Genomic DNA, 18,674 nt, shown 5'->3' with positions numbered 1-18,674 from the left:
CACCGCGAGACGGTGCAGCCGATCCGCGAGAAGACCGGCGGTTCCACCTTCAAGAACCCGCCGGGACATTCCGCCTGGAAGCTGGTCGACGCCGCCGGCTGCCGCGGCCTCAGGCTCGGCGGCGCCCAGGTCTCCGAGATGCACTGCAACTTCCTCATCAACACCGGCACCGCCACCGCTGCCGACATCGAGGCGCTGGGCGAGGAGGTGCGGCGGCGGGTGAAGGAGACCAGCGGCATCGACCTGCACTGGGAGATCAAACGGGTGGGGGTCAGCGGCGGTAAGACGTAAGACGCTTTACTGTAGGTCGATCCGTCCCTATGTCTCATGCGAGCCCGCCGAAGAGGAGGACACCATGTCGAAGGCTGCTGCGAAGGTGCATGTCTCCAAGCTGTCCTCGAAAAGCCAGACCGTGCTGCCGCGGGCCGTCCGCGAGCGACTGAAGCTCGGTCCGGGCGACAAGGTGCGCTACGTGATCACCGACAAGGCCGTCGTCATCGAGAAGGATGACGATTTCGTCGACGATCCCTTCATCACCTTCACCGAATGGGCGAGCCCGGAGGATGACGCGGCCTATGCCGACCTCTGAACCATCGCAAGTGGAGGCCGGCATGGTCGTCGTCGTGCCGTTTCCCTTCACTGATCGCCTCGCCGAGAGGCGTCGCCCTGCCGTCGTGGTCTCCAGCGACCGGCTGACGGCTCTCGGTTATCTCTGGGTCGCCATGATTACCAGCATCGGCCGCGGCGATCCCGACGCCATCGTTCCCATCTCGGAACTGGATGGAACCGGCCTGTCCCACCGTTCCTTCGTGCGGCCGTCGAAGATCGCCTGCATCGAGCCGGCGCGTATTCTGCGGGTCGTCGGCGCACTGCCGCCGGGAGATATGGCGGCCGTCATCGATCGTCTGCACACTTTTATCGGCCGCGCCAGCGCCAGCACCGCCCGGAGTTCCCGACCATGACCAAACCCCACGTCGCCGTCCTCTATGGCGGCTGGTCCGCCGAGCGCGAGGTCTCCCTCGCCTCCGGCACCGCCTGCGCCGATGCCCTGGAAAGCCGCGGCTACCGGGTGACGCGGGTCGATGTCGGCCGCGATATCGCGCTCCGGCTCGCCGAGTTGAAGCCGGACGTGGCGCTCAACGTCACCCACGGGCGGCCGGGCGAGGACGGCACGCTCGCCGGCATCCTCGAGGTCATGCAGATCCCCTACAGCCATTCCGGCGTCATGGCCTCGGCGCTCTGCATGGACAAGGCCATGGCCAAGAAGGTGATGGCGGCGGCGGGTGTGCCGGTCCCCGGCGGCCTCGTCGTCTCCCGCCGCGAGGCGGCGCGCGAACATCTCCTGCCGCGCCCCTATGTGATCAAGCCGAATACCGACGGGTCGTCGCTCGGCGTCTTCATCGTCACCAGGGACCACGAACACCCGCCGCAGGAACTGCACGCGTCGGATTGGACGCTGGGCGACACGGTTCTGGTCGAACCCTTCATCGCCGGCAAGGAACTGACCTGCGCCGTCATGGGCGACCGCGTCCTCGGCGTCATCGAGATCACCTTTGCGGGAACCTTCTATGACTACGAGGCGAAATATGCGCCGGGTGGATCACAGCACCTGATTCCTGCGCCGCTTAAACCAAATATTTACTCTGAGGTCCAAAGACTGTCCCTCGCAGCGCATCATGCGCTCGGCTGTAAAGGGGTCAGCCGTGCGGACTTCAGATTTGACGATACGCCCGGCGGAACCGGGCAGCTCGTCTGCCTCGAAGTCAACACGCAGCCCGGGATGACCGGGACTTCGCTCGTCCCCGACATGGCCGCTCACGAAGGTGTCTCGTTCGCCGAGCTGGTCGAATGGATGGTATTGGACGCGTCTCTCGATCGTTGACCGCCAGGCTCGCCGGAGCCGGGGCGGACGCGCTCGCCCAGGCCAGCGACAGGCTGCGGTCCTCCGCCGCCCCGTCGCGCCGGGAAGCCGCGTTCGATGGGTATTCCCGGCCGAGCGCCGCCGGGATTCGCCTGCGCCGGCTGTGGAGCCGCGTCGTCAGCCTCCGCCTGCCGCGCCGCGCAGGCCTCGTCGCCACGCTCGCCCTCTTCGCCGTCACCGGGCTCTATGGAGTTCAGCGCGGCGGTCACTGGCCGGTCGTCAACCAGGCGCTGCTCTCGGTCGGTGACCGCGCCGCCAATGCGGCCGGCCTGCAGGTCCGCGGCGTCCGCCTCACCGGCAACAGCCAGATGAGCCACGCCCAGGTCCTGGAGGTCGCCGGCGTCCATCCCGAGACCTCGGTGCTGTTCTTCGACGCCGACGAGGCCCGCGACCGCCTCAAGGCCAATTCCTGGATCGCCGACGCCACGGTCCAGAAGCTCTATCCCGACCAGATCATGATCTCCGTGGTCGAGCGCGAACCCTTCGCGCTGTGGCAGCGCGACGGCCGCATCCAGGTCATCGCCGCCGACGGCCGCGTCATCGTCGACCACCTCGACGCCCGCTTCCAGCACCTGCCGCTGATCGTCGGCAAGGGCGCCGAGACCCGTGCCCGCGAGATCGTCGGCCTGCTCGGCGATCACGCCGACGTCGCCCGGTCCGTGCGCGCCGCCGTGCTCGTCGCCGAGCGCCGCTGGACCCTCGTCCTGAAGAACGGAATCGACGTGCGCCTGCCCGACACCGACCTCGACCGCGCCATGATCGACCTCGCCCGCCTCGACGGCGACCGCCGGCTGATGACGCGCGACCTGACCATGATCGACATGCGCGTGCCCGGCCGCGTCACCGCCCGCCTGTCGGAGGACGCGATGAAGGCCCACGAGGCGGCCATCAAGGAGCGCGACCGCGAGCGCGCCCGCCGTCGCGCCCTGCAGGGCCAGCGCATATGACCACTTCATTCCGCCACGGCCTGACACCGAAGATGCGTCCGATTTCGCCGCGGCGCTCGGCGATCATGTGCGTCCTCGACATCGGCACCTCGAAGATCGTCTGCATGATCGTGCGGCTGCGGCCGCGCGAGGGCACCGACATCCTGCCGAACCGCACCCACAAGGCCGAGATCCTCGGCATCGGCCACACCCGCGCCCGCGGCATGAAGGCCGGCGCCATCGCCGACATGGCCAAGGCCGAGGCCGCGATCCGCCAGGCGGTGGATGCCGCCGAGCGCATGGCCGAGGTCCAGGTCGACCGCGTCATCGTCTCGGTCTCCGCCGGCCGCCTCGGCTCCGAGCAATACGAGGCCCGCGTCACCTGCCCCTCGCCGCGCGTCGAGGAACAGGACCTGCACCGCGTGCTGCAGGCCGCGTCCGATCATTCGGTGCGGCAGGGCAGGGCGGTGCTGCATTCCATGCCGATCGGCTTCCGCCTCGACGACACCCGCGGCATCAGGGATCCGCGCGGCATGCTCGGCTCCTCGCTCGGCGTCGACATGCACGTCGTCACCTGCGATGCCGCCACCGCCCGCAACCTCATGCTCTGCATCGAGCGCTGCCACCTGACGGTGGAGGCGCTGGTCGCCGCGCCCTTCGCGTCCGGGTTGGCGGTGCTGACCGACGACGAGGCCGAACTCGGCACGGTCTGCCTCGACATGGGCGCCGGCACGACGACGCTGTCGGTCTTCGCCGGCGGTCATTTCGTCCATGCCGATGCCGTGGCCGTCGGCTCCCACCACGTCACCATGGACATCGCCCGCGGCCTCTCGACGCGGCTGTCCGACGCCGAGCGCATCAAGGTGCTCAACGGTGCCTGCTTCGCCGCCAAGTCCGACGAGCGCGACATCGTCAACGTGCCCTCGATCTCCGAGGACGAGCGCGACATCCCGCATTCGGTCTCGCGGGCGCAGATCATCCGTATCATCCGCCCGCGCATCGACGAGATCCTCGAAATGGTCCGCGACCGGCTGGTCGCTGCGGGGTCCGCCGCCGAAGTCGGCCGTCGCCTCGTGCTCACCGGCGGCGGGGCCCAGCTGCCCGGCCTCGCCGATCTCGCCGCCCAGGTCTTCGGTCGCCAGGTCCGGGTCGCCCGGCCTGTCGGCATCACCGGATTGCCCGACAGCGCCAAGGGTCCGCCCTTCGCCGCCGCGGTCGGGCTCACCGTCTATCCGCAGATCGCGGGTGCCGAGCATTTCGAACCGCAGCGTCGCCATCTCGGCGCCACCGGGACGGACGGCTATTTCACCCGGGTCGGCCGCTGGATCAGGGACAGTTTCTAGACCCATACCCGGCCGCGGCAATGCGGCCCGGGCACCACAACGCAAAGCCGGTTGCCGCCGGCGAAGCACCGACAGTAGAACAGCGACGTGGCAGTCGCGTGAGTGATTCGAACGAGGCTCATGATGACCATCAACCTTAAGATGCCCGACATTCGGGAACTGAAGCCCCGGATCACCGTATTCGGCGTCGGCGGCGCGGGCGGCAATGCCGTCAACAACATGATCGAGGGCGGCCTTCAGGGCTGCGACTTCGTCGTCGCCAACACCGACGCCCAGGCGCTGTCCTCCGCCAAGGCCGAGCGAATCATCCAGATGGGTCTGGCCGTGACCTCCGGCCTCGGTGCCGGATCGCACCCGGAAGTGGGCGCCGCGGCGGCCGAGGAGGTGATCGACGAGATCCGTGACCAGCTCTCCGGCTCGCACATGGCCTTCATCACCGCCGGCATGGGCGGTGGCACCGGCACCGGCGCTGCCCCGGTCATCGCCCGCATCGCCCGCGAGCTCGGCATCCTCACCGTCGGCGTCGTCACCAAGCCCTTCCACTTCGAGGGCGTGCGGCGCATGAAGACGGCCGATGCCGGCATCATCGAACTGCAGAAGTCGGTCGACACGCTGATCGTCATCCCCAACCAGAACCTGTTCCGGGTGGCGAACGAGAAGACGACCTTCACCGACGCCTTCGCCATGGCCGACCAGGTGCTCTATTCGGGCGTCGCCTGCATCACCGACCTGATGGTCAAGGAAGGCCTGATCAACCTCGACTTTGCCGACGTGCGCGCCGTCATGCGCGACATGGGCAAGGCCATGATGGGCACCGGCGAGGCCACCGGCGAGCGCCGCGCCATCACCGCCGCCGAGGCCGCCATCGCCAATCCGCTGCTCGACGAGACCTCGATGAAGGGCGCCCGCGGCCTCCTCATCTCGATCACCGGCGGCAACGACCTCACCCTCTTCGAGGTGGACGAGGCGGCGACCCGCATCCGCGAGGAGGTGGATCCGGAAGCCAACATCATCCTCGGCGCCACCTTCGATTCGGCGCTCGACGGCACGATCCGCGTCTCGGTCGTCGCCACCGGCATCGACCTGTCGGCCCAGGCCGCCAATACCCAGACCATCGCCGAGATGACCGCCAGGCTGCGTCAGAGCGCCCAGCGCATGGCACAGCTCCAGCAGCCCGCCCCGGCCGCCGCACCGCAGCCGGTCGCCCAGACGCCGGTCGAGGCCGAGCCGCAGATCTACGACCTGCCGCCCGCCGACATGCCGGCCCCGGCCACCGTCTTCACCGAGAGCGAAGTGGTCCTGCAGCCCTTGGCCACCAAGCCGGCCCTCTTCCGCGAGGCCCCGGTGGAACTCGACCAGCCGCTGATGCCGCCGCGCGACGAGCCGATCCCGTCGCGCGACTTCATCCCGCCGGCCGCCGAGAAGCCGATGCGCCCCGTCCGCATGCCGACCCAGGACGAACTGCCGCCGATCGTCCGCCAGCAGATGCGCGCCGAACCGGCCGTTGCCCCGCGGGCCGAGGACAATCCGGTGGAGCGCAAGCGCACCTCGTTGATGGAGAAGCTGCAGTCGATCGGCTTCACCCGCAAGCCCGAGGTCGCCGAGGTTCCCGCCCCGGCGCCGCGCGCCGCCCCGCCGCTGCAGCCCGCCCGGCCGCTCGCCCAGGCGCCGCGCATGCCGGCCGCGCCCGCTCCGCAGATGCGGCGCGAGCCCACCGGCCTCGACATCCACGGCCGTCCCGCAGCGCCGCAGCAGCGCGTCGACGACGACCATCTGGACATTCCGGCCTTCCTGCGCCGGCAGGCCAACTGAGGCCGGTTCCGCTTTCGGGCGGAATTGTTACCAAATCTTGCAGCGGTTCAATTTACCCGGGTGTGAACCACCCGGGTAAGTTTTTGTTAACGCGGAATTTTTATGGTGTTAACACCGTTGCGAGAATGCGTCGGAATTCCGGTAACAGTCGGACACAAACCGTGACTTGGCCCTCTGCTGGGCGGTGTCTATGGTCCCGGCACGACGAGGTTGGATGAATCGGTGCGGCGATCTGCTTCACCGCAACAAAATTCCGGATCGCCCCCAGGATCCGGCACCGCTTCGTCAGGTCACGAATGGAGCCATCCCGCTCCGATGAGGTCTCCGGACCTCGTTGCCGGGTGGCAGAGACGGTCGATGATGAAGACTGCCAGGCAGACGACGATACGCGACGCGGTCCAGCTCGATGGGATCGGCGTCCATTCCGGCGCCGCCGTATCCGTGACGCTGCATCCCGCCGAGGCCGGCGCTGGCATCTCCTTCCTCCGGTCCGACCAGGACCACGCTGAAATTCCCGCAGTCTTCCGCAATGTCTCCTCGGCCGACCTGTCGACCGTCATCGGCAAGCCCGAGCGCGGCGGCGTCGCCACCGTCGAGCATCTGATGGCCGCTCTTGCCGGTCTCGGCATCGACAATTGCCTCGTCGAGGTGGACGGCCCCGAAATGCCGATCCTCGACGGTTCGGCCGCTCCCTTCGTCGCCGCCATCGACCAGGTCGGCATCGCGGCGCTCGATGCGCCCCGCCGCATGGTGAAAGTCCTGAAATCCGTCGTGCTCGAGACCGAGCGTGGCGTCGTCGAGCTCCATCCCCACGACCGCGGCCTGCGCCTCGAGGTCGAGATCGATTTCGACAATGCCATGATCGGCCGCCAGGTCTTCGGCATGGACCTCGAACCCGGCGCCTTCCGCCGCGACGTCGCCCGCGCCCGCACCTTCGGCTTCATGCAGGACGTCAGCAAGCTCTGGGCCGTCAACAAGGCGCTCGGCGCCTCGCTCGAGAACACCGTGGTCGTCGGCGACGACCGCATCCTGAACCCCGAGGGCCTGCGCTTCCGCGACGAGTTCGTCCGGCACAAGCTGCTCGATGCGGTGGGCGACCTGTCGCTCGCCGGTGCGCCGCTGATCGGCCGCTTCCGCTCCTATCGCGGCGGCCATCGCATGAATGTGAAGCTGCTGGAAGCGCTCTTCGCCGACCCGAGCGCCTATGCGATCGTCGATCAGGCGCCCCGGCGCGAGCGTGGCCATGCCGATCTCGGCGTCGCCGTCGCCGCTTACGGGCCGGACGCCAACTGACGCTTTGCCCCAATTGGGCCTCAACTCCGCTTCAGAACGTGGCGACGGGGTGATAGCCCCACCGTGCAAATTCGGTTATGAGCCGTCCCGGGCCTCGGGGCCCGTGTCATAACGTCGAGTGGGAAGGTCGTGACCGTGCAGAAGCATCCCGTGGATGGGCAGCCTTCTCAGCCCCTTTCGGAGCGTCCGGCCCGCAGCGCCTCGTCGCGTGCGGTGATTCTGGCAGCGGTTCTGGCGGTGTCCCTCCCGCTCGGTGCCTGCGCCAACGCGCCTTCCCTCGGCAATCTGTTCGGTGGCAACACCGATTCGGCCAATCTGCCCGACGAGCCGGCCGAGAAGCTCTACAACGAGGGCATCGCCCTGCAGAACCGCCGCGACTGGCGGCGCGCTGCGCTCAAGTTCATGGAGATCGACCGCACCCATCCCTACACGGAATGGGCCAAGCGGGCGCTCGTCATGGCCGCCTATTCCTATTACGAGGCGCAGGACTACGAGGAGACGATCAACCAGGCGCGCCGCTATCTCCAGCTGCATCCCGGTTCGAACGACGCCGCCTATGCCCAGTACCTGATGGGCGCCGCCCAGTATGACCAGATCCCCGACGTCCAGCGCGACCAGGGCCGCACCGAGCGCGCCCTCGTCGTCCTCGAGGAGGTCACGCGCAAATGGCCGCAGTCGGAATATGCCATCGCCGCCCGCCGCAAGGTCGAGGTCGCCCGTGACCAGCTCGCCGGACGCGAGATGTCGGTCGCCAAATACTATCTCGACCGCCGCCAGTTCGCCGGCGCCATCAACCGCTACCGCACGGTCATCTCGCAGTTCCAGACGACCCGCCACGTCGAGGAGGCCCTCGCCCGCCTCGTCGAGTGCTACATGGCGCTCGGCATCGTCAACGAGGCGCAGACAGCGGCCGCCGTTCTCGGGCACAACTTCCCGGACAGCCAGTGGTACCGTGACAGCTACGCGCTGATCCAGGGCCAGGGCCTGACTCCGCGCGAGGATACCGGCTCGTGGATCAGCCGCGCCTTTCGCCGCATCACCGGCTGACCCTTCCGTTCCGTCTCCGTTCGCGATAAGCCCTTGAGGGCGCGGGCCCGGCCGAATCTCTCGGCCCCCGCGCCACGTCGCTGCCGGGAACTCGCGAACCGCCCATGCTCGTCCAGCTTTCGATCCGCGACATCGTCCTGATCGACCGGCTCGATCTGACCTTCGCCGAGGGTCTCTCCGTGCTCACCGGCGAGACCGGCGCCGGCAAGTCCATTCTCCTCGACGCCACCTCCCTCGCCCTCGGTGCCCGCGGTGACGCCGCCCTCGTCCGCCACGGCCAGGACCAGGGCCAGGTGACGGCGGTCTTCGACGTGCCGCTCGCCCATCCCGCCCGCCGCATCGCCGCCGAGGCCGATATCGACACCGAAGGCGACATGATCTTGCGGCGCGTCCAGCTCGCCGACGGCCGCACCCGCGCCTTCGTCAACGACCAGGCGGTGAGCGTGCAGGTGCTGCGCGCCATCGGCGGCTCGCTGGTCGAGATCCACGGCCAGCATGCCGACCGGGCGCTGATCGATGCCGAGAGCCATCGCGGCGTCGTCGACGCCTTCGGCGGCCTCACCGGCGAGGTGGAGGCGGTCCGCGCCGTCTGGAAAGGCTGGCGCGAGGCCCGCAAGGCGGTCGAGGAGGCGCAGACCCGCCTCGCCAAGGCCCGCGCCGACGGCGACTTCCTGCGCCATGCGGTGGAGGAACTGACGAAACTGAAGCCCGAGCCCGGCGAGGAGGCCGATCTCGCGGCCCGCCGGCAGGCGATGATGGCCTCCGAGAAGATCGCCAGCGACCTCGCCGAGGCGATGGACGTGCTGGCGGGACCGGCTTCCGCCGTCCCCTCGCTCGCCGCCGCCTGGCGCCGGCTGGAGCGCCGCGCCGGCCAGGCGCCCGACCTCGTCGAGCCGATCGTCCGGGCCTTCGGCGAGGCCCTCGACCGGATCGAGGACGCCAGGGCCGCGGTCGAGGCCGCCCAGCGTTCGGCCGAGTTCGACCCGCGCGAGCTCGAACGCATCGAGGAGCGACTGTTCACGCTGCGCGCCGCCTCGCGGAAATTCGCCGTGCCGGTGGAAGGTCTCGCCGACCTCGCCGCCCGCTACCTCGCCGACGTCTCGGCGCTCGATGCCGGCGAGGACCGGCTGGTGGCGCTGGAGAAGGCCGCCGGCGCCGCCGAGGCCGCTTATGGCAAGGCCGCGGCCGGCCTGTCGGTCAGGCGCAAGGCGGCGGCGAAGAAACTCGATGCCGCCGTCAATGCCGAACTCGGGCCGCTGAAGCTCGACCGCGCCCGCTTCATGACCGAACATGCCGCCGACGGATCCGGCGCCGAGGGCATCGACCGGCTGGAATTCTGGGTCCAGACCAATCCCGGTACACGGCCCGGCCCGATGATGAAGGTCGCCTCGGGCGGCGAACTCTCCCGTTTCATGCTGGCGCTCAAGGTGGTGCTGGCCGATCAGGGCTCGGCGCCGACACTCGTCTTCGACGAAATCGACACCGGTGTCGGCGGCGCGGTGGCGGATGCCATCGGCCAGCGCCTCGCCCGCCTCGGCGGCAAGGTCCAGGTGCTCTCGGTCACCCACGCGCCGCAGGTCGCGGCCAGGGCGACCCGGCACTATCTCATCGCCAAGGAGACGACGGGCCAGCGTGTCGCCACCCGCGTCAAGCCGCTCGGCTTCGAGCTGCGCCGCGAGGAACTCGCCCGCATGCTGGCCGGCGAGACGATCACCGACGAGGCGCGCGCCGCCGCCGAGAAGCTGCTCACGGTCGGATGAGCCGTCATCGGATTGCCGGCTTTGGCGCGTGAGGTCGCCGCATGACCAGTTTCGCTGCTGCCCGCGCGCTTGCCTTGCCGCTCTCCCTGATCCCTGCGTTCGGGCTGGCGCTGCTGGCCTTCCTCGGGGCCAGCCCCGCCGGGTCCCAGCCCGCCGCCATGACCGAGGCCCTCGCCGCCTGCGCTGCCGTCCCCGACATCCGTGTCGCCGGCTCCACGCTCTGCTTCACCGGCGATATCGACGCCGCCACCGCCGGCCGCGCCGAAACCCTCCTGGCCGATCGCGGCCTCACCGCCATGGTCGTGACCTCAGACGGCGGCGAGGTCAGGGCGGCGCTGCGCCTCGCCCGCGCAGTCCGTTCGCGCGGCCTGTTGCTGGTGGTGAAGGGGCACTGCATCTCCTCCTGCGCCAATTTCCTCTTCCCCGCCGCCCGCACCAAGGCGGTGGCGCCGGAGAGCCTGCTCATCTTCCACGGCGGCATCGCGCCGGGCGCCTTCGGCGGGCTCTTCGGCCATGGCGAGGAGCGCGAGCTCCTGGCCCAGACCCGTGCCTTCTTCCGCGAGATCGGCGTCGATGGCTCGATCAGCTACGACCCGCCCTACCGGCGCGATCCGCGCTCCGGCGTGCGCTCCCTGGCCGAGGAATGGACCGCGACGCCGGCCGCCCTGCGCCGCCACGGCATGACCGGCATCGTCTCCATGTGGTGGCCCTCGCACGAGGCCATCATCCGGGAAGCGGCGTCGAGGCGCATGGTGCTCGGCATCGTCGAATAGGACGCTGCGGCCGCCACCTGGCAGCAGGAGCCCTTGTCCCTTGGCCGAAGGGCTCTATCGTCTCTCCCGCGCGCGTCGTCGCACAAGGCCGTGGATGTCGGGCCCCGCATCCGGCATGAGGAGCGGTGCCGCGTGCCGCAACCGGTCGAGTGAGTCGATGTCGAAAGCCCCCGTTCCCCAAGCTCCCGTCGATGCCATGACTGCCGACGAGGCCCGCCGCGAACACGAGCGGCTCGCCGAGGCCATCGCCGAGGCCGACCGGAACTATTACCAGGACGACGCGCCAACCCTCACCGATGCCGATTACGACGCCCTGCGCCGTCGCTACGAGGCGCTCGAACAGGCCTTTCCGGCGCTCAGGACCGCTGACAGCCTGTCCGAGAAGGTCGGCGCCGCGCCGGCCGGCAAATTCGGCAAGGTCACCCATGCCGTTCCCATGCTGTCGCTGTCCAACGCCTTCGCCGACGAGGAGGTGACGGACTTCGTCGGCCGGGTGCGGCGTTTCCTTGGCCTGGAGGCCGATGCGCCGGTGGCCATGACCGCCGAGCCGAAGATCGACGGCCTGTCCTGCTCGCTGCGCTATGTCGCGGGCAGGCTCGCCGTGGCGGCGACGCGCGGCGACGGTGCCGTCGGCGAGGACGTCACCGCCAATATCCGCACCATCGGCGAGATTCCGCAGGTGCTGGAAGGGGCGCCGGAGGTGCTGGAGGTTCGCGGTGAGGTCTATCTCAGCCACGCGGACTTCCGCGCCATCAATGCCCGCCAGGAGGAGCGGGGGCTGCCGCCCTTCGCCAATCCGCGCAATGCCGCCGCCGGGTCCCTGCGTCAGCTCGACCCCGAGATCACACGCCAGCGGCCGCTGCGCTTCTTCGCCTATGCCTGGGGGGAGATTTCCGGCTCGGTCCCGCGTTCCACGGATGATCCTTGGGATCTTTTTTCAAGAGAACCGCCACCAACGCTCCCGGCCACTCAGTTCGGCCGGATCGAGTGGTTCCGCGAGCTCGGACTTCCGACTAACCCGCTGACTGTGGTCTGCGATAGCTCCGAGGAATTGCTCAATCACTACCGCCTAATTGGCGAGAAGCGCGCCACGCTTGGCTATGACATTGATGGTGTTGTCTACAAGGTGAACAGTCTCGTCTTGCAGGAGAAGCTGGGGCAGGCCTCCCGCTCTCCTCGGTGGGCCATTGCGCACAAGTTTCCCGCGCAGCAAGCAACCACCGTCCTCGACGCCATCGAGATTCAGGTCGGCCGTACCGGCGCCCTAACGCCGGTCGCGAAGCTCCGCCCGGTCAACGTCGGCGGCGTAGTTGTTTCGAACGCCACACTGCACAACGAGGATTATATCAAGGGCGTCGATACGGACGGCGCGCGCTTCCGTGAGCACGACATCTGTGTCGGCGACACGGTGATTGTCCAGCGCGCCGGCGACGTCATCCCGCAGGTACTGGACGTGGTGGCGGAGAAGCGACCCGGGGATGCGAAGCCCTACGCCTTCCCGACCATCTGTCCGGCTTGCGGCAGTCCAGCCATCCGCGAGGAGGGCGAGGCTGTCCGGCGCTGCACCGGCGGCTTCGCCTGTTCGGCCCAATTGGTGGAAGGCCTCCGGCATTTCGTCTCTCGCCACGCGTTCAATATCGAAGGCTTCGGTGACGTCTACATCGAGGCTCTTGCCGAGGCCGGCATACTCAAGGAGCCGGCCGACATCTTCAGGATGTCGTTCGAGGACGTGAGGCGGGTTATCGAGCAGCGGCGGCGGGAAGTGGCTGCTCTCAGGAGGGAGGCGGAGGGTAAGGAACCTGCGAAAGCGACCAAAAAGGCCCATTCGGAGGACAAGCTCATCAGATCGCTTTTCGCATCCATCGAGAGCCGTCGTACCATCCCCTTCGACAGATTCATTTTCGCGCTCGGCATCCGGCATATCGGCGAGGTCCAGGCGAAGAATCTGGCGCGGGAGTTCCGCGAGCCAGCGGAGCTGCTGAAGGCTATTGACTTGGCGGCCACGGATGCCCCGGGGCCCGGGTGGAAGCGGCTTTGTCAAGTGAAGGAGATTGGCCCCGCTGCGGCTCGGAAGCTTGTGACAGCCTATCAGCTTCATGGGACGGCTCAGTTCGATCGGCAGAAAGATTTTCCTGCCTACCTCATGGCTGTCATGAGGGATGATCAAAAGAAGGAGGTCAAAGATTTTTTTGCTAACGGATTTGATTTTGTCGAGACAGTTTCCGCAGCCTCGCGGGGCGTTCCTGGGGAGTACTACGAAAAAATACAAAAGATAAATCTCATTGGCGATGTGACAGTTGGGTCGTTGATTTTGTTTTTCGGGGACGAGCGACACCGCACCGCCTTTGCCAACCTCCTTGGGGAGGTGCAGCCGACGCCACTCCCGAAGGTCGCGGCCGAAGACGCCCCCTTCGCGGGCAAAACCATCGTCTTCACTGGAACCCTCGAGCGCATGACCCGAGACGAAGCCAAGGAAAAAGCCCATGCTCTTGGCGCCAAGGTGTCCGGCTCTGTTTCGAAGAAGACCGACCTTGTCGTATCCGGGCCCGGCGCCGGTTCTAAGCTCAAGGACGCCGAGGCGCTGGGCGTGAAGGTTGTTTCCGAGGAGGAGTGGCTCACCTTGGCCGGGCTTGCATGACTGCGATCTTTGAGTGCATCATCGTCTGATGCAATCAGAGAGGCATGGTCTGCGCTTTGTTTCTGGCAATCGATTTCGAGACAGCGAACGAGGCAAGAAGTAGTCCCTGCGCAGTCGGGTTCGCCTGGGTTAAGGATGGAGAAATCGTCCGCTCCGAATATCGCCTGATCCGGCCGCGTGAACTTCGGTTCGCGCCTTGGAACAGCCGTGTCCACGGGCTAACGGCCCGCGATGTCGCCGAGGCGCCTGAGTTTCCCGACGTGATAGCCGAATTTGCGGATGACATTCGCCAAACTGTGATCGCAGCTCACAACGCTGCTTTTGATTTATCCGTGCTAGCGGAGACCTGTCGTCTTTATGGGATTGCGCCCCCTGCGATGGAGGCGCTGTGCACCCTTCAGGTTGCGCGGGCAGTCTGGCCCGACCTGCCGTCCCATGGCCTCTCCGCTTTGGCACGGCACGTAGGCCACACCTTCACTCATCACCACGCTCGCGAGGATGCAGTCGCATGTGGTCGGATCGTCATAGCCGCCTCAGCGGTCGTTCCAGCCAACGCCTTGCGAAGCTGGGTGCGTTCTGTGGGTCGCTCGCTTGCTTCTGCCCCCAGGCAGACGCCTCGGAAGGCACTGTCCTTGCGTTTCAAGGTCCAGGGCAACACTGGCATCTATGACATCGTTGTCACTCAGGCAGTCGATGGCCTCAAGGCCCAATGTTCCTGCAAAGGAGGACGCAATGGCCAAGACTGCTGGCATCGGACAGATCTCGGTAACGGGGAGACGGAGCACGTTGTCGATCCGAACGCCGCTGACCTCACGATGCTAGGAAACTGGGTTCTGGAGTTCGGCGGGTTTCAGGCCCATGTGCGCCGTACCGTGTCCTCTCGCAGGCCCTCGCCAGCGGTGCCGGCGAACCCGCGACCTACCGAGCCGGGCATCGCCGGCAAGACCGTTGTCTTCACCGGCGCCCTGGAGAAGATGACCCGCGACGAGGCCAAGGCCATGGCCGAAAGGCTCGGGGCGAAGGTCGCGGGCTCGGTCTCGAAGAAGACGGACTATGTCGTCGCCGGCCCCGGGGCGGGGTCCAAGCTCGACAAGGCGCGCGAGTTCGGGGTCGCTGTCATGACCGAGGACGAATGGTTCGAGCTCGTGAAATAATCTTGCGAATCCAGATCGTTAACAGATCGTTTCCACAAGCCATGCGCGGAATGCAAGACGATTGTGCATCGCACAATCTTGTAAAATCGCTGCACTGCAACAAAATAGGGGAGTGTAAAGGGAGGAAGCCTCGAGGTCGTCCGCTCTTTCAGAGGAGAGACCACCATGGCTACCATTGCACTCGACAAGATCGCTTCTGCCGCCCCGGCCGAGAAGGCCACGGGCAAGCGCGGCTTCTGGGGTTCCATCTACGACGCCATCGTCGAGGCCCAGGAACTGCGCGCCGCCACCTATGTCAACGGCTACCTGGCCCATCTGTCGGACGAGGAACTCGCTCGCCACGGCCTGACCCGCGACCAGATGGTCCGCCGTACCCGCAGCATGATGTCGAGCATCTGACAGCTCACATCACGCGCCGCATGACAGGGCCGGTCCTGCACCCCGCAGGACCGGCCGTCGGCGTCACCCCGCACGCCCCCCGGAGGGCACCATGTTCTTCGCCACTGTCGCCCGCTACCTGAACGATCTCCGCCGCCGCCGCGCCGAGCGCATGGCGCGTGAGGCCCTGACCGTCGTCTCGGCGGACGAACTGCGCCGCGCCGGCATCATGTCGACCCTCGGCGGCTCCTACACGCTGCCTTTCGCCCGCTGAGCGCCGCGCGCCGGCATCAAGTCGCCTTGCGCCGGATGCCGATCACCTGACCGACCCCTTCCGGCCGCTCCCGGCCCTGGCTGTCCTGATGCCAGGCCGCGAGCCGCGCCATGATGTCGTCGGGGAAGGGCGCTGGCTTGCGCGTCGCCATGTCGATATGGATCGAGATCGATTCCATCGTCGCCGACAGCCAGCGTTCCTCGGCATGGATCAGTTCCATCCAGTAGTGGATGCGCTTGGCATCGACGTCGAGGATGCGGATGCGCGCCTGTACCGGGTCCGTCAGGTGCACCTCGCGCAGGTAGCGCACATGCAGTTCCATAGCGAAGAAGCTCATGTTGCGCGTGCGCACGTAGCTTTCCGACAGGCCGATACGCTCGAACAGCATGTCCAGCCCCTCGTCGAAGAGCTTGACGTAGAAGGCGACGTTCACGTGGCCATTGTAGTCGATCATCTCCGGGCGGATCGCCATCCGGGACGAGATCGGCAGGCCCGTATCGGGGCAGAGGTCGAATGAGGTCATGCCTCCCGATTAGCCTATGGCCCGCCGGCCCGGCAATGCCGCCGGCCGGGGGAGGGGGCAAGCCGCCGATCACGCCGTTGCCTTGCGGTCACGCCCCCTCACCCGGCCTGCGGCCGACCTCTCCCCGCCGGGGAGAGGTCAAGGGGAGCCTCTTCCATTTTCGGGGAGAAGGGTGCGACGGCCGAGCCGCCTCACCTCTCCCCGGCGGGGAGAGGTCGGCGCGCGAGAGCGCGTCGGGTGAGGGGGAGGGAGCTCCGTCGTACAGGAACCTCGCCCTGCCCTTGGCCTTCCGCGCCACAATCCCTAATGTCCGCGTCCCACCCTCCGCCGCCCGTCCGGCCGGAGCGACCGAGGATCCGCGCCATGCCCACCCGTACCCGCCCGAGCCCGGCCGTCGTCGCCACCGTGGTCGCCGAACTGCAGGCCCGTTTCGGCAACCGGGCCGTCACCTCCCAGGCGGTGTGCCAGCAGCATGCCCACACCCTCACCTGGATCGAGAACCAGCCGCCCGACGTGGTCGTCTTCGCCGAGACGACCGAGGACTGCGTCGCGGTGATGAAGATCGCCGCCGCGCACGACGTGCCGGTCATCCCCTTCGGCACCGGGTCCTCGCTGGAAGGCCATGTCAACGCGCCCTTCGGCGGCATCTCCCTCGACACCTCGCTGATGAAGCGGATCATCGCCGTCCATGCCGAGGACCTCGACGTGGTGGTCGAGCCCGGCGTCACCCGCAAGCAGCTCAACGAATATCTGCGCGACATGGGGCTGTTCTTCCCCATTGACCCCGGCGCCGACGCCTCCATCGGCGGCATGGCGGCGACCCGCGCCTCCGGCACCAATGCGGTGCGTTACGGCACGATGAAGGACAATGTCATCGCCCTCGAAGTGGTGCTGCCGAGCGGCGAGGTGATCGACACCGCCCGCCGAGCCCGCAAGACCTCCGCCGGCTATGACCTCACCCGCCTCTTCGTCGGCTCCGAGGGCACGCTCGGGGTGATCACCAAGGTCACGCTGAAACTTCATGGCATCCCCGAGGCGATCTCGGCGGCCACCTGCTCCTTCCCGACGGTGAAGGATGCGGCGGACGCCACCATCGTCGCCATCCAGACCGGCATTCCCATGGCCCGGATCGAGCTTCTCGACGAGGTGCAGGTCCGCGCGGTCAACGCCTATTCGAAGCTGACCCTGCCGGAAAAGCCGCTGCTGCTGCTGGAGTTCCACGGCACCGAGGCCGGCGTCGCCGAACAGGTCGAACGCTTCCGCGCCATCGCCGACGACTATGGCGCCGGCGACTTCCAGTGGGCGGCGCGGGCCGAGGACCGCACGCGGCTGTGGCAGGCCCGCCACGACGCCTATTGGGCGGCGATGGCGCTGCGCCCGGGCTGGAAGGGCCAGTCCTCCGACGTCTGCGTGCCGATCTCGCGCCTCGCCGAGTGTATCGACGCCACCAAGAAGGACATCGAGGAGACCGGCCTTCTCGCTCCGATCGTCGGCCATGTCGGTGACGGCAATTTCCATGTGCTGCCGCTGATGGACGAGAGCGATCCGGCCAGCGTCGCCGCCTGCAAGGCCTTCATGGGCCGCATCGTCGAAAGGGCCCTCGCCATGGAGGGCACCTGCACCGGCGAGCACGGCGTCGGCCAGGGCAAGATGCACTATCTCGCCGCCGAGCATGGCGACGCCGCCCTGGCGCTGATGGTGTCGCTGAAACACGCCGTCGATCCCAAAGGCATCATGAACCCGGGCAAGATGGCGGGCTAGGTCGGGGTGGACTCAGCCCTGGTGGCGCCGGAGCCAGCTCGCCGCGTAGCCGCAGCGCGGCACGATGGGCAAAGCCTCGGCCTTCGCGACGGCGACGACCTTCTCCATCAGCCGGCCGGCGGCCCCGGTGCCGCGCAGCGCCGGTTCGGCCTCAACATGGTCGATGACGAGGTTGCCGCCGTCACGGCGGTAGACGGCGAAGGCCCTGCGGCCGTCGACGTCGAGTTCGAACCGCCCGGCTGCGGTGTCGTCACGGAATGCGTCGGCCATCGTCTGCGTCTCCCTGGCGGTGTCAGCGCCCCGATATGGGTTCGCCCGCGGCCGCCCGCCCCCGCGATCCTGCAATTCTGGCCTGCAGCAACCGCCGCGCCGCGGCGGAAAGTCGCCCTGCGACCACCTGGCGGGTTGTCTCCTGACCCTGCGACACTACGTTCACGCCCATGAAAGCCATCGTGGTCCTTACGGCCCTTCTCGCCGGCCTCGTCCTGTCTCCCGCCGCCAGTGCCACCGAATCCGCGCTGCCGGACGCCATCAGGCGATGCGGCTCCATCGCCGTCGAGGCGGAACGGCTCGCCTGTTTCGACCGGCTCGCCTCCTCCCTCACAGCCCCGGGCGAGCAGGGAACGGTCACGTTCGGACGCTGGCAGGTGACCACCAGCACCGGGCCGTCGGGCCGAGTCATCGTCGCCGACCAGCGGCCGATGGAGCCATGGGGCGAGGAAAGCATCATCCTGCAGATCACCTGCAGCAACGATCGCGTCGCCCTGTCCGTCGGCCGCGACAGGCCCGTCATGGCGACCGCCAACATCTTCGCCACGGTGCGCATCAACGACCGGCTGGCGCCCAGCGACATCTGGCAGGGCACACGCAACCTGCACGAGGCGCTCTTTCCCGGCGATGTCCGCGAGTTTATCGACCGTCTCCCGACGACCGGCACGCTGGCGATCCGCCTCGAAGGTTCGCGACGCTGGCGCTTCGAGGGCACCTATCAGCTCGACGGCATCGCCGAGGTCCGTCAGCGCATGCTGTCGGCCTGTTCGCGCTAGGCTGGGCCGCCTGCCCGGCGCGCCG

At 67.8% G+C, this 18,674-nt stretch carries 17 protein-coding genes and 3 pseudogenes; 18 read left to right on the top strand and 2 right to left on the bottom strand.

The features are described from left to right. From Q8O26_RS08450 to Q8O26_RS08380, 16 genes and pseudogenes are all read left to right on the top strand, one after another. Positions 1-291: pseudogene (locus Q8O26_RS08450) on the top strand (UDP-N-acetylenolpyruvoylglucosamine reductase); the annotation flags it as partial. A gap of 64 nt (positions 292-355) precedes the next feature. Further along, entirely contained in the window at positions 356-589 is a 234-nt protein-coding gene (locus Q8O26_RS08445; protein WP_305575059.1) for an AbrB/MazE/SpoVT family DNA-binding domain-containing protein, read from the top strand. Positions 590-611: 22 nt separating this feature from the next. Then, positions 612-962 (top strand): type II toxin-antitoxin system PemK/MazF family toxin, encoded by a 351-nt coding sequence (locus tag Q8O26_RS08440; RefSeq protein WP_305575058.1) that lies wholly within the window; start codon positions 612-614, stop codon positions 960-962. Then, positions 959-1,882 carry a D-alanine--D-alanine ligase gene (locus Q8O26_RS08435; protein WP_305575057.1) on the top strand — a complete coding sequence of 308 codons (924 nt, stop codon included), beginning with the start codon at positions 959-961 and terminating at the stop codon, positions 1,880-1,882. The genes Q8O26_RS08440 and Q8O26_RS08435 overlap by 4 nt, the downstream gene beginning before the upstream one ends. After that, the gene (locus Q8O26_RS08430; RefSeq protein ID WP_305575056.1) at positions 1,879-2,868 is read left to right on the top strand and encodes a cell division protein FtsQ/DivIB; all 990 of its coding nucleotides are present in this window, start codon (positions 1,879-1,881) and stop codon (positions 2,866-2,868) included. Before Q8O26_RS08435 ends, Q8O26_RS08430 begins: the two co-directional genes overlap by 4 nt. Further along, positions 2,865-4,190 (top strand): cell division protein FtsA, encoded by a 1,326-nt coding sequence (gene ftsA / locus Q8O26_RS08425; RefSeq protein ID WP_305575055.1) that lies wholly within the window; start codon positions 2,865-2,867, stop codon positions 4,188-4,190. Before Q8O26_RS08430 ends, ftsA begins: the two co-directional genes overlap by 4 nt. A gap of 123 nt (positions 4,191-4,313) precedes the next feature. Next, entirely contained in the window at positions 4,314-6,002 is a 1,689-nt protein-coding gene (gene ftsZ, locus Q8O26_RS08420; RefSeq protein WP_305575054.1) for a cell division protein FtsZ, read from the top strand. 360 nt (positions 6,003-6,362) lie between these two features. Continuing rightward, positions 6,363-7,295 carry a UDP-3-O-acyl-N-acetylglucosamine deacetylase gene (gene lpxC, locus Q8O26_RS08415; protein ID WP_305575062.1) on the top strand — a complete coding sequence of 311 codons (933 nt, stop codon included), beginning with the start codon at positions 6,363-6,365 and terminating at the stop codon, positions 7,293-7,295. A 129-nt stretch (positions 7,296-7,424) separates the two neighbouring features. Continuing rightward, the gene (locus tag Q8O26_RS08410) at positions 7,425-8,342 is read left to right on the top strand and encodes an outer membrane protein assembly factor BamD (protein ID WP_371134498.1); all 918 of its coding nucleotides are present in this window, start codon (positions 7,425-7,427) and stop codon (positions 8,340-8,342) included. 104 nt (positions 8,343-8,446) lie between these two features. Next, positions 8,447-10,102, top strand: a complete 1,656-nt coding sequence (gene recN / locus Q8O26_RS08405) for a DNA repair protein RecN (RefSeq protein WP_305575053.1) — start codon at positions 8,447-8,449, stop codon at positions 10,100-10,102. Between the two features lie 41 nt (positions 10,103-10,143). Beyond that, positions 10,144-10,875, top strand: a complete 732-nt coding sequence (locus tag Q8O26_RS08400) for a hypothetical protein (RefSeq protein WP_305575052.1) — start codon at positions 10,144-10,146, stop codon at positions 10,873-10,875. A gap of 157 nt (positions 10,876-11,032) precedes the next feature. Continuing rightward, positions 11,033-13,513 (top strand): NAD-dependent DNA ligase LigA, encoded by a 2,481-nt coding sequence (gene ligA / locus Q8O26_RS08395; protein WP_305575051.1) that lies wholly within the window; start codon positions 11,033-11,035, stop codon positions 13,511-13,513. Positions 13,514-13,557: 44 nt separating this feature from the next. Further along, positions 13,558-14,016, top strand: a pseudogene (locus Q8O26_RS20740) (3'-5' exonuclease); the annotation flags it as partial. Positions 14,017-14,445: 429 nt separating this feature from the next. Continuing rightward, a pseudogene (locus Q8O26_RS08390) lies at positions 14,446-14,667 on the top strand (BRCT domain-containing protein); the annotation flags it as partial. 165 nt (positions 14,668-14,832) lie between these two features. After that, positions 14,833-15,066: a hypothetical protein gene (locus Q8O26_RS08385; RefSeq protein WP_305575050.1), complete on the top strand. Its 234-nt coding sequence runs from the start codon at positions 14,833-14,835 to the stop codon at positions 15,064-15,066. A gap of 91 nt (positions 15,067-15,157) precedes the next feature. Next, positions 15,158-15,319 carry a hypothetical protein gene (locus tag Q8O26_RS08380; RefSeq protein WP_305575049.1) on the top strand — a complete coding sequence of 54 codons (162 nt, stop codon included), beginning with the start codon at positions 15,158-15,160 and terminating at the stop codon, positions 15,317-15,319. Between the two features lie 16 nt (positions 15,320-15,335). Here the strand turns inward: Q8O26_RS08380 and Q8O26_RS08375 are convergent, their stop codons facing one another. Continuing rightward, the gene (locus tag Q8O26_RS08375; RefSeq protein WP_305575048.1) at positions 15,336-15,842 is read right to left on the bottom strand and encodes a thioesterase family protein; all 507 of its coding nucleotides are present in this window, start codon (positions 15,840-15,842) and stop codon (positions 15,336-15,338) included. Between the two features lie 363 nt (positions 15,843-16,205). On the opposite strand from Q8O26_RS08375, the gene Q8O26_RS08370 reads away from it, so the two are divergent. After that, positions 16,206-17,603, top strand: coding sequence for an FAD-binding oxidoreductase (locus Q8O26_RS08370; RefSeq protein ID WP_305575047.1), 1,398 nt, complete (start codon positions 16,206-16,208; stop codon positions 17,601-17,603). 12 nt (positions 17,604-17,615) lie between these two features. On the opposite strand, the gene Q8O26_RS08365 is transcribed toward Q8O26_RS08370, so the two are convergent. Then, a complete protein-coding gene (locus Q8O26_RS08365) occupies positions 17,616-17,873 on the bottom strand; it encodes a GNAT family N-acetyltransferase (protein ID WP_305575046.1) in 258 nt (85 codons plus the stop codon). Between the two features lie 170 nt (positions 17,874-18,043). On the opposite strand from Q8O26_RS08365, the gene Q8O26_RS08360 reads away from it, so the two are divergent. After that, on the top strand, positions 18,044-18,649 hold the full coding sequence (locus Q8O26_RS08360; RefSeq protein ID WP_305575045.1) for a hypothetical protein: 606 nt from the start codon (positions 18,044-18,046) through the stop codon (positions 18,647-18,649). Positions 18,650-18,674 lie beyond the last annotated feature (25 nt).

This window comes from Phreatobacter sp. (assembly GCF_030691135.1).
In the GTDB taxonomy this organism is placed as follows: domain Bacteria; phylum Pseudomonadota; class Alphaproteobacteria; order Rhizobiales; family Phreatobacteraceae; genus Phreatobacter.
The sequence above is the reverse complement of the archived record's forward strand: the minus strand, read 5'-3'. Positions and strand labels throughout refer to the sequence as shown.

Bases quoted from the DNA above. Each gene is read 5' to 3' on its own strand.
- Q8O26_RS08440 (WP_305575058.1), top strand. From the start codon at position 612: ATGGTCGTCGTCGTGCCGTTTCCCTTCACTGATCGCCTCGCCGAGAGG.
- lpxC (WP_305575062.1), top strand. From the start codon at position 6,363: ATGAAGACTGCCAGGCAGACGACGATACGCGACGCGGTCCAGCTCGAT.
- Q8O26_RS08400 (WP_305575052.1), top strand. From the start codon at position 10,144: ATGACCAGTTTCGCTGCTGCCCGCGCGCTTGCCTTGCCGCTCTCCCTG.
- ligA (WP_305575051.1), top strand. From the start codon at position 11,033: ATGTCGAAAGCCCCCGTTCCCCAAGCTCCCGTCGATGCCATGACTGCC.
- ftsZ (WP_305575054.1), top strand. From the start codon at position 4,314: ATGACCATCAACCTTAAGATGCCCGACATTCGGGAACTGAAGCCCCGG.
- Q8O26_RS08370 (WP_305575047.1), top strand. From the start codon at position 16,206: ATGCCCACCCGTACCCGCCCGAGCCCGGCCGTCGTCGCCACCGTGGTC.
- Q8O26_RS08365 (WP_305575046.1), bottom strand. From the start codon at position 17,873: ATGGCCGACGCATTCCGTGACGACACCGCAGCCGGGCGGTTCGAACTC.
- ftsA (WP_305575055.1), top strand. From the start codon at position 2,865: ATGACCACTTCATTCCGCCACGGCCTGACACCGAAGATGCGTCCGATT.
- Q8O26_RS08380 (WP_305575049.1), top strand. From the start codon at position 15,158: ATGTTCTTCGCCACTGTCGCCCGCTACCTGAACGATCTCCGCCGCCGC.
- Q8O26_RS08385 (WP_305575050.1), top strand. From the start codon at position 14,833: ATGGCTACCATTGCACTCGACAAGATCGCTTCTGCCGCCCCGGCCGAG.
- Q8O26_RS08375 (WP_305575048.1), bottom strand. From the start codon at position 15,842: ATGACCTCATTCGACCTCTGCCCCGATACGGGCCTGCCGATCTCGTCC.
- recN (WP_305575053.1), top strand. From the start codon at position 8,447: ATGCTCGTCCAGCTTTCGATCCGCGACATCGTCCTGATCGACCGGCTC.
- Q8O26_RS08435 (WP_305575057.1), top strand. From the start codon at position 959: ATGACCAAACCCCACGTCGCCGTCCTCTATGGCGGCTGGTCCGCCGAG.
- Q8O26_RS08445 (WP_305575059.1), top strand. From the start codon at position 356: ATGTCGAAGGCTGCTGCGAAGGTGCATGTCTCCAAGCTGTCCTCGAAA.
- Q8O26_RS08360 (WP_305575045.1), top strand. From the start codon at position 18,044: ATGAAAGCCATCGTGGTCCTTACGGCCCTTCTCGCCGGCCTCGTCCTG.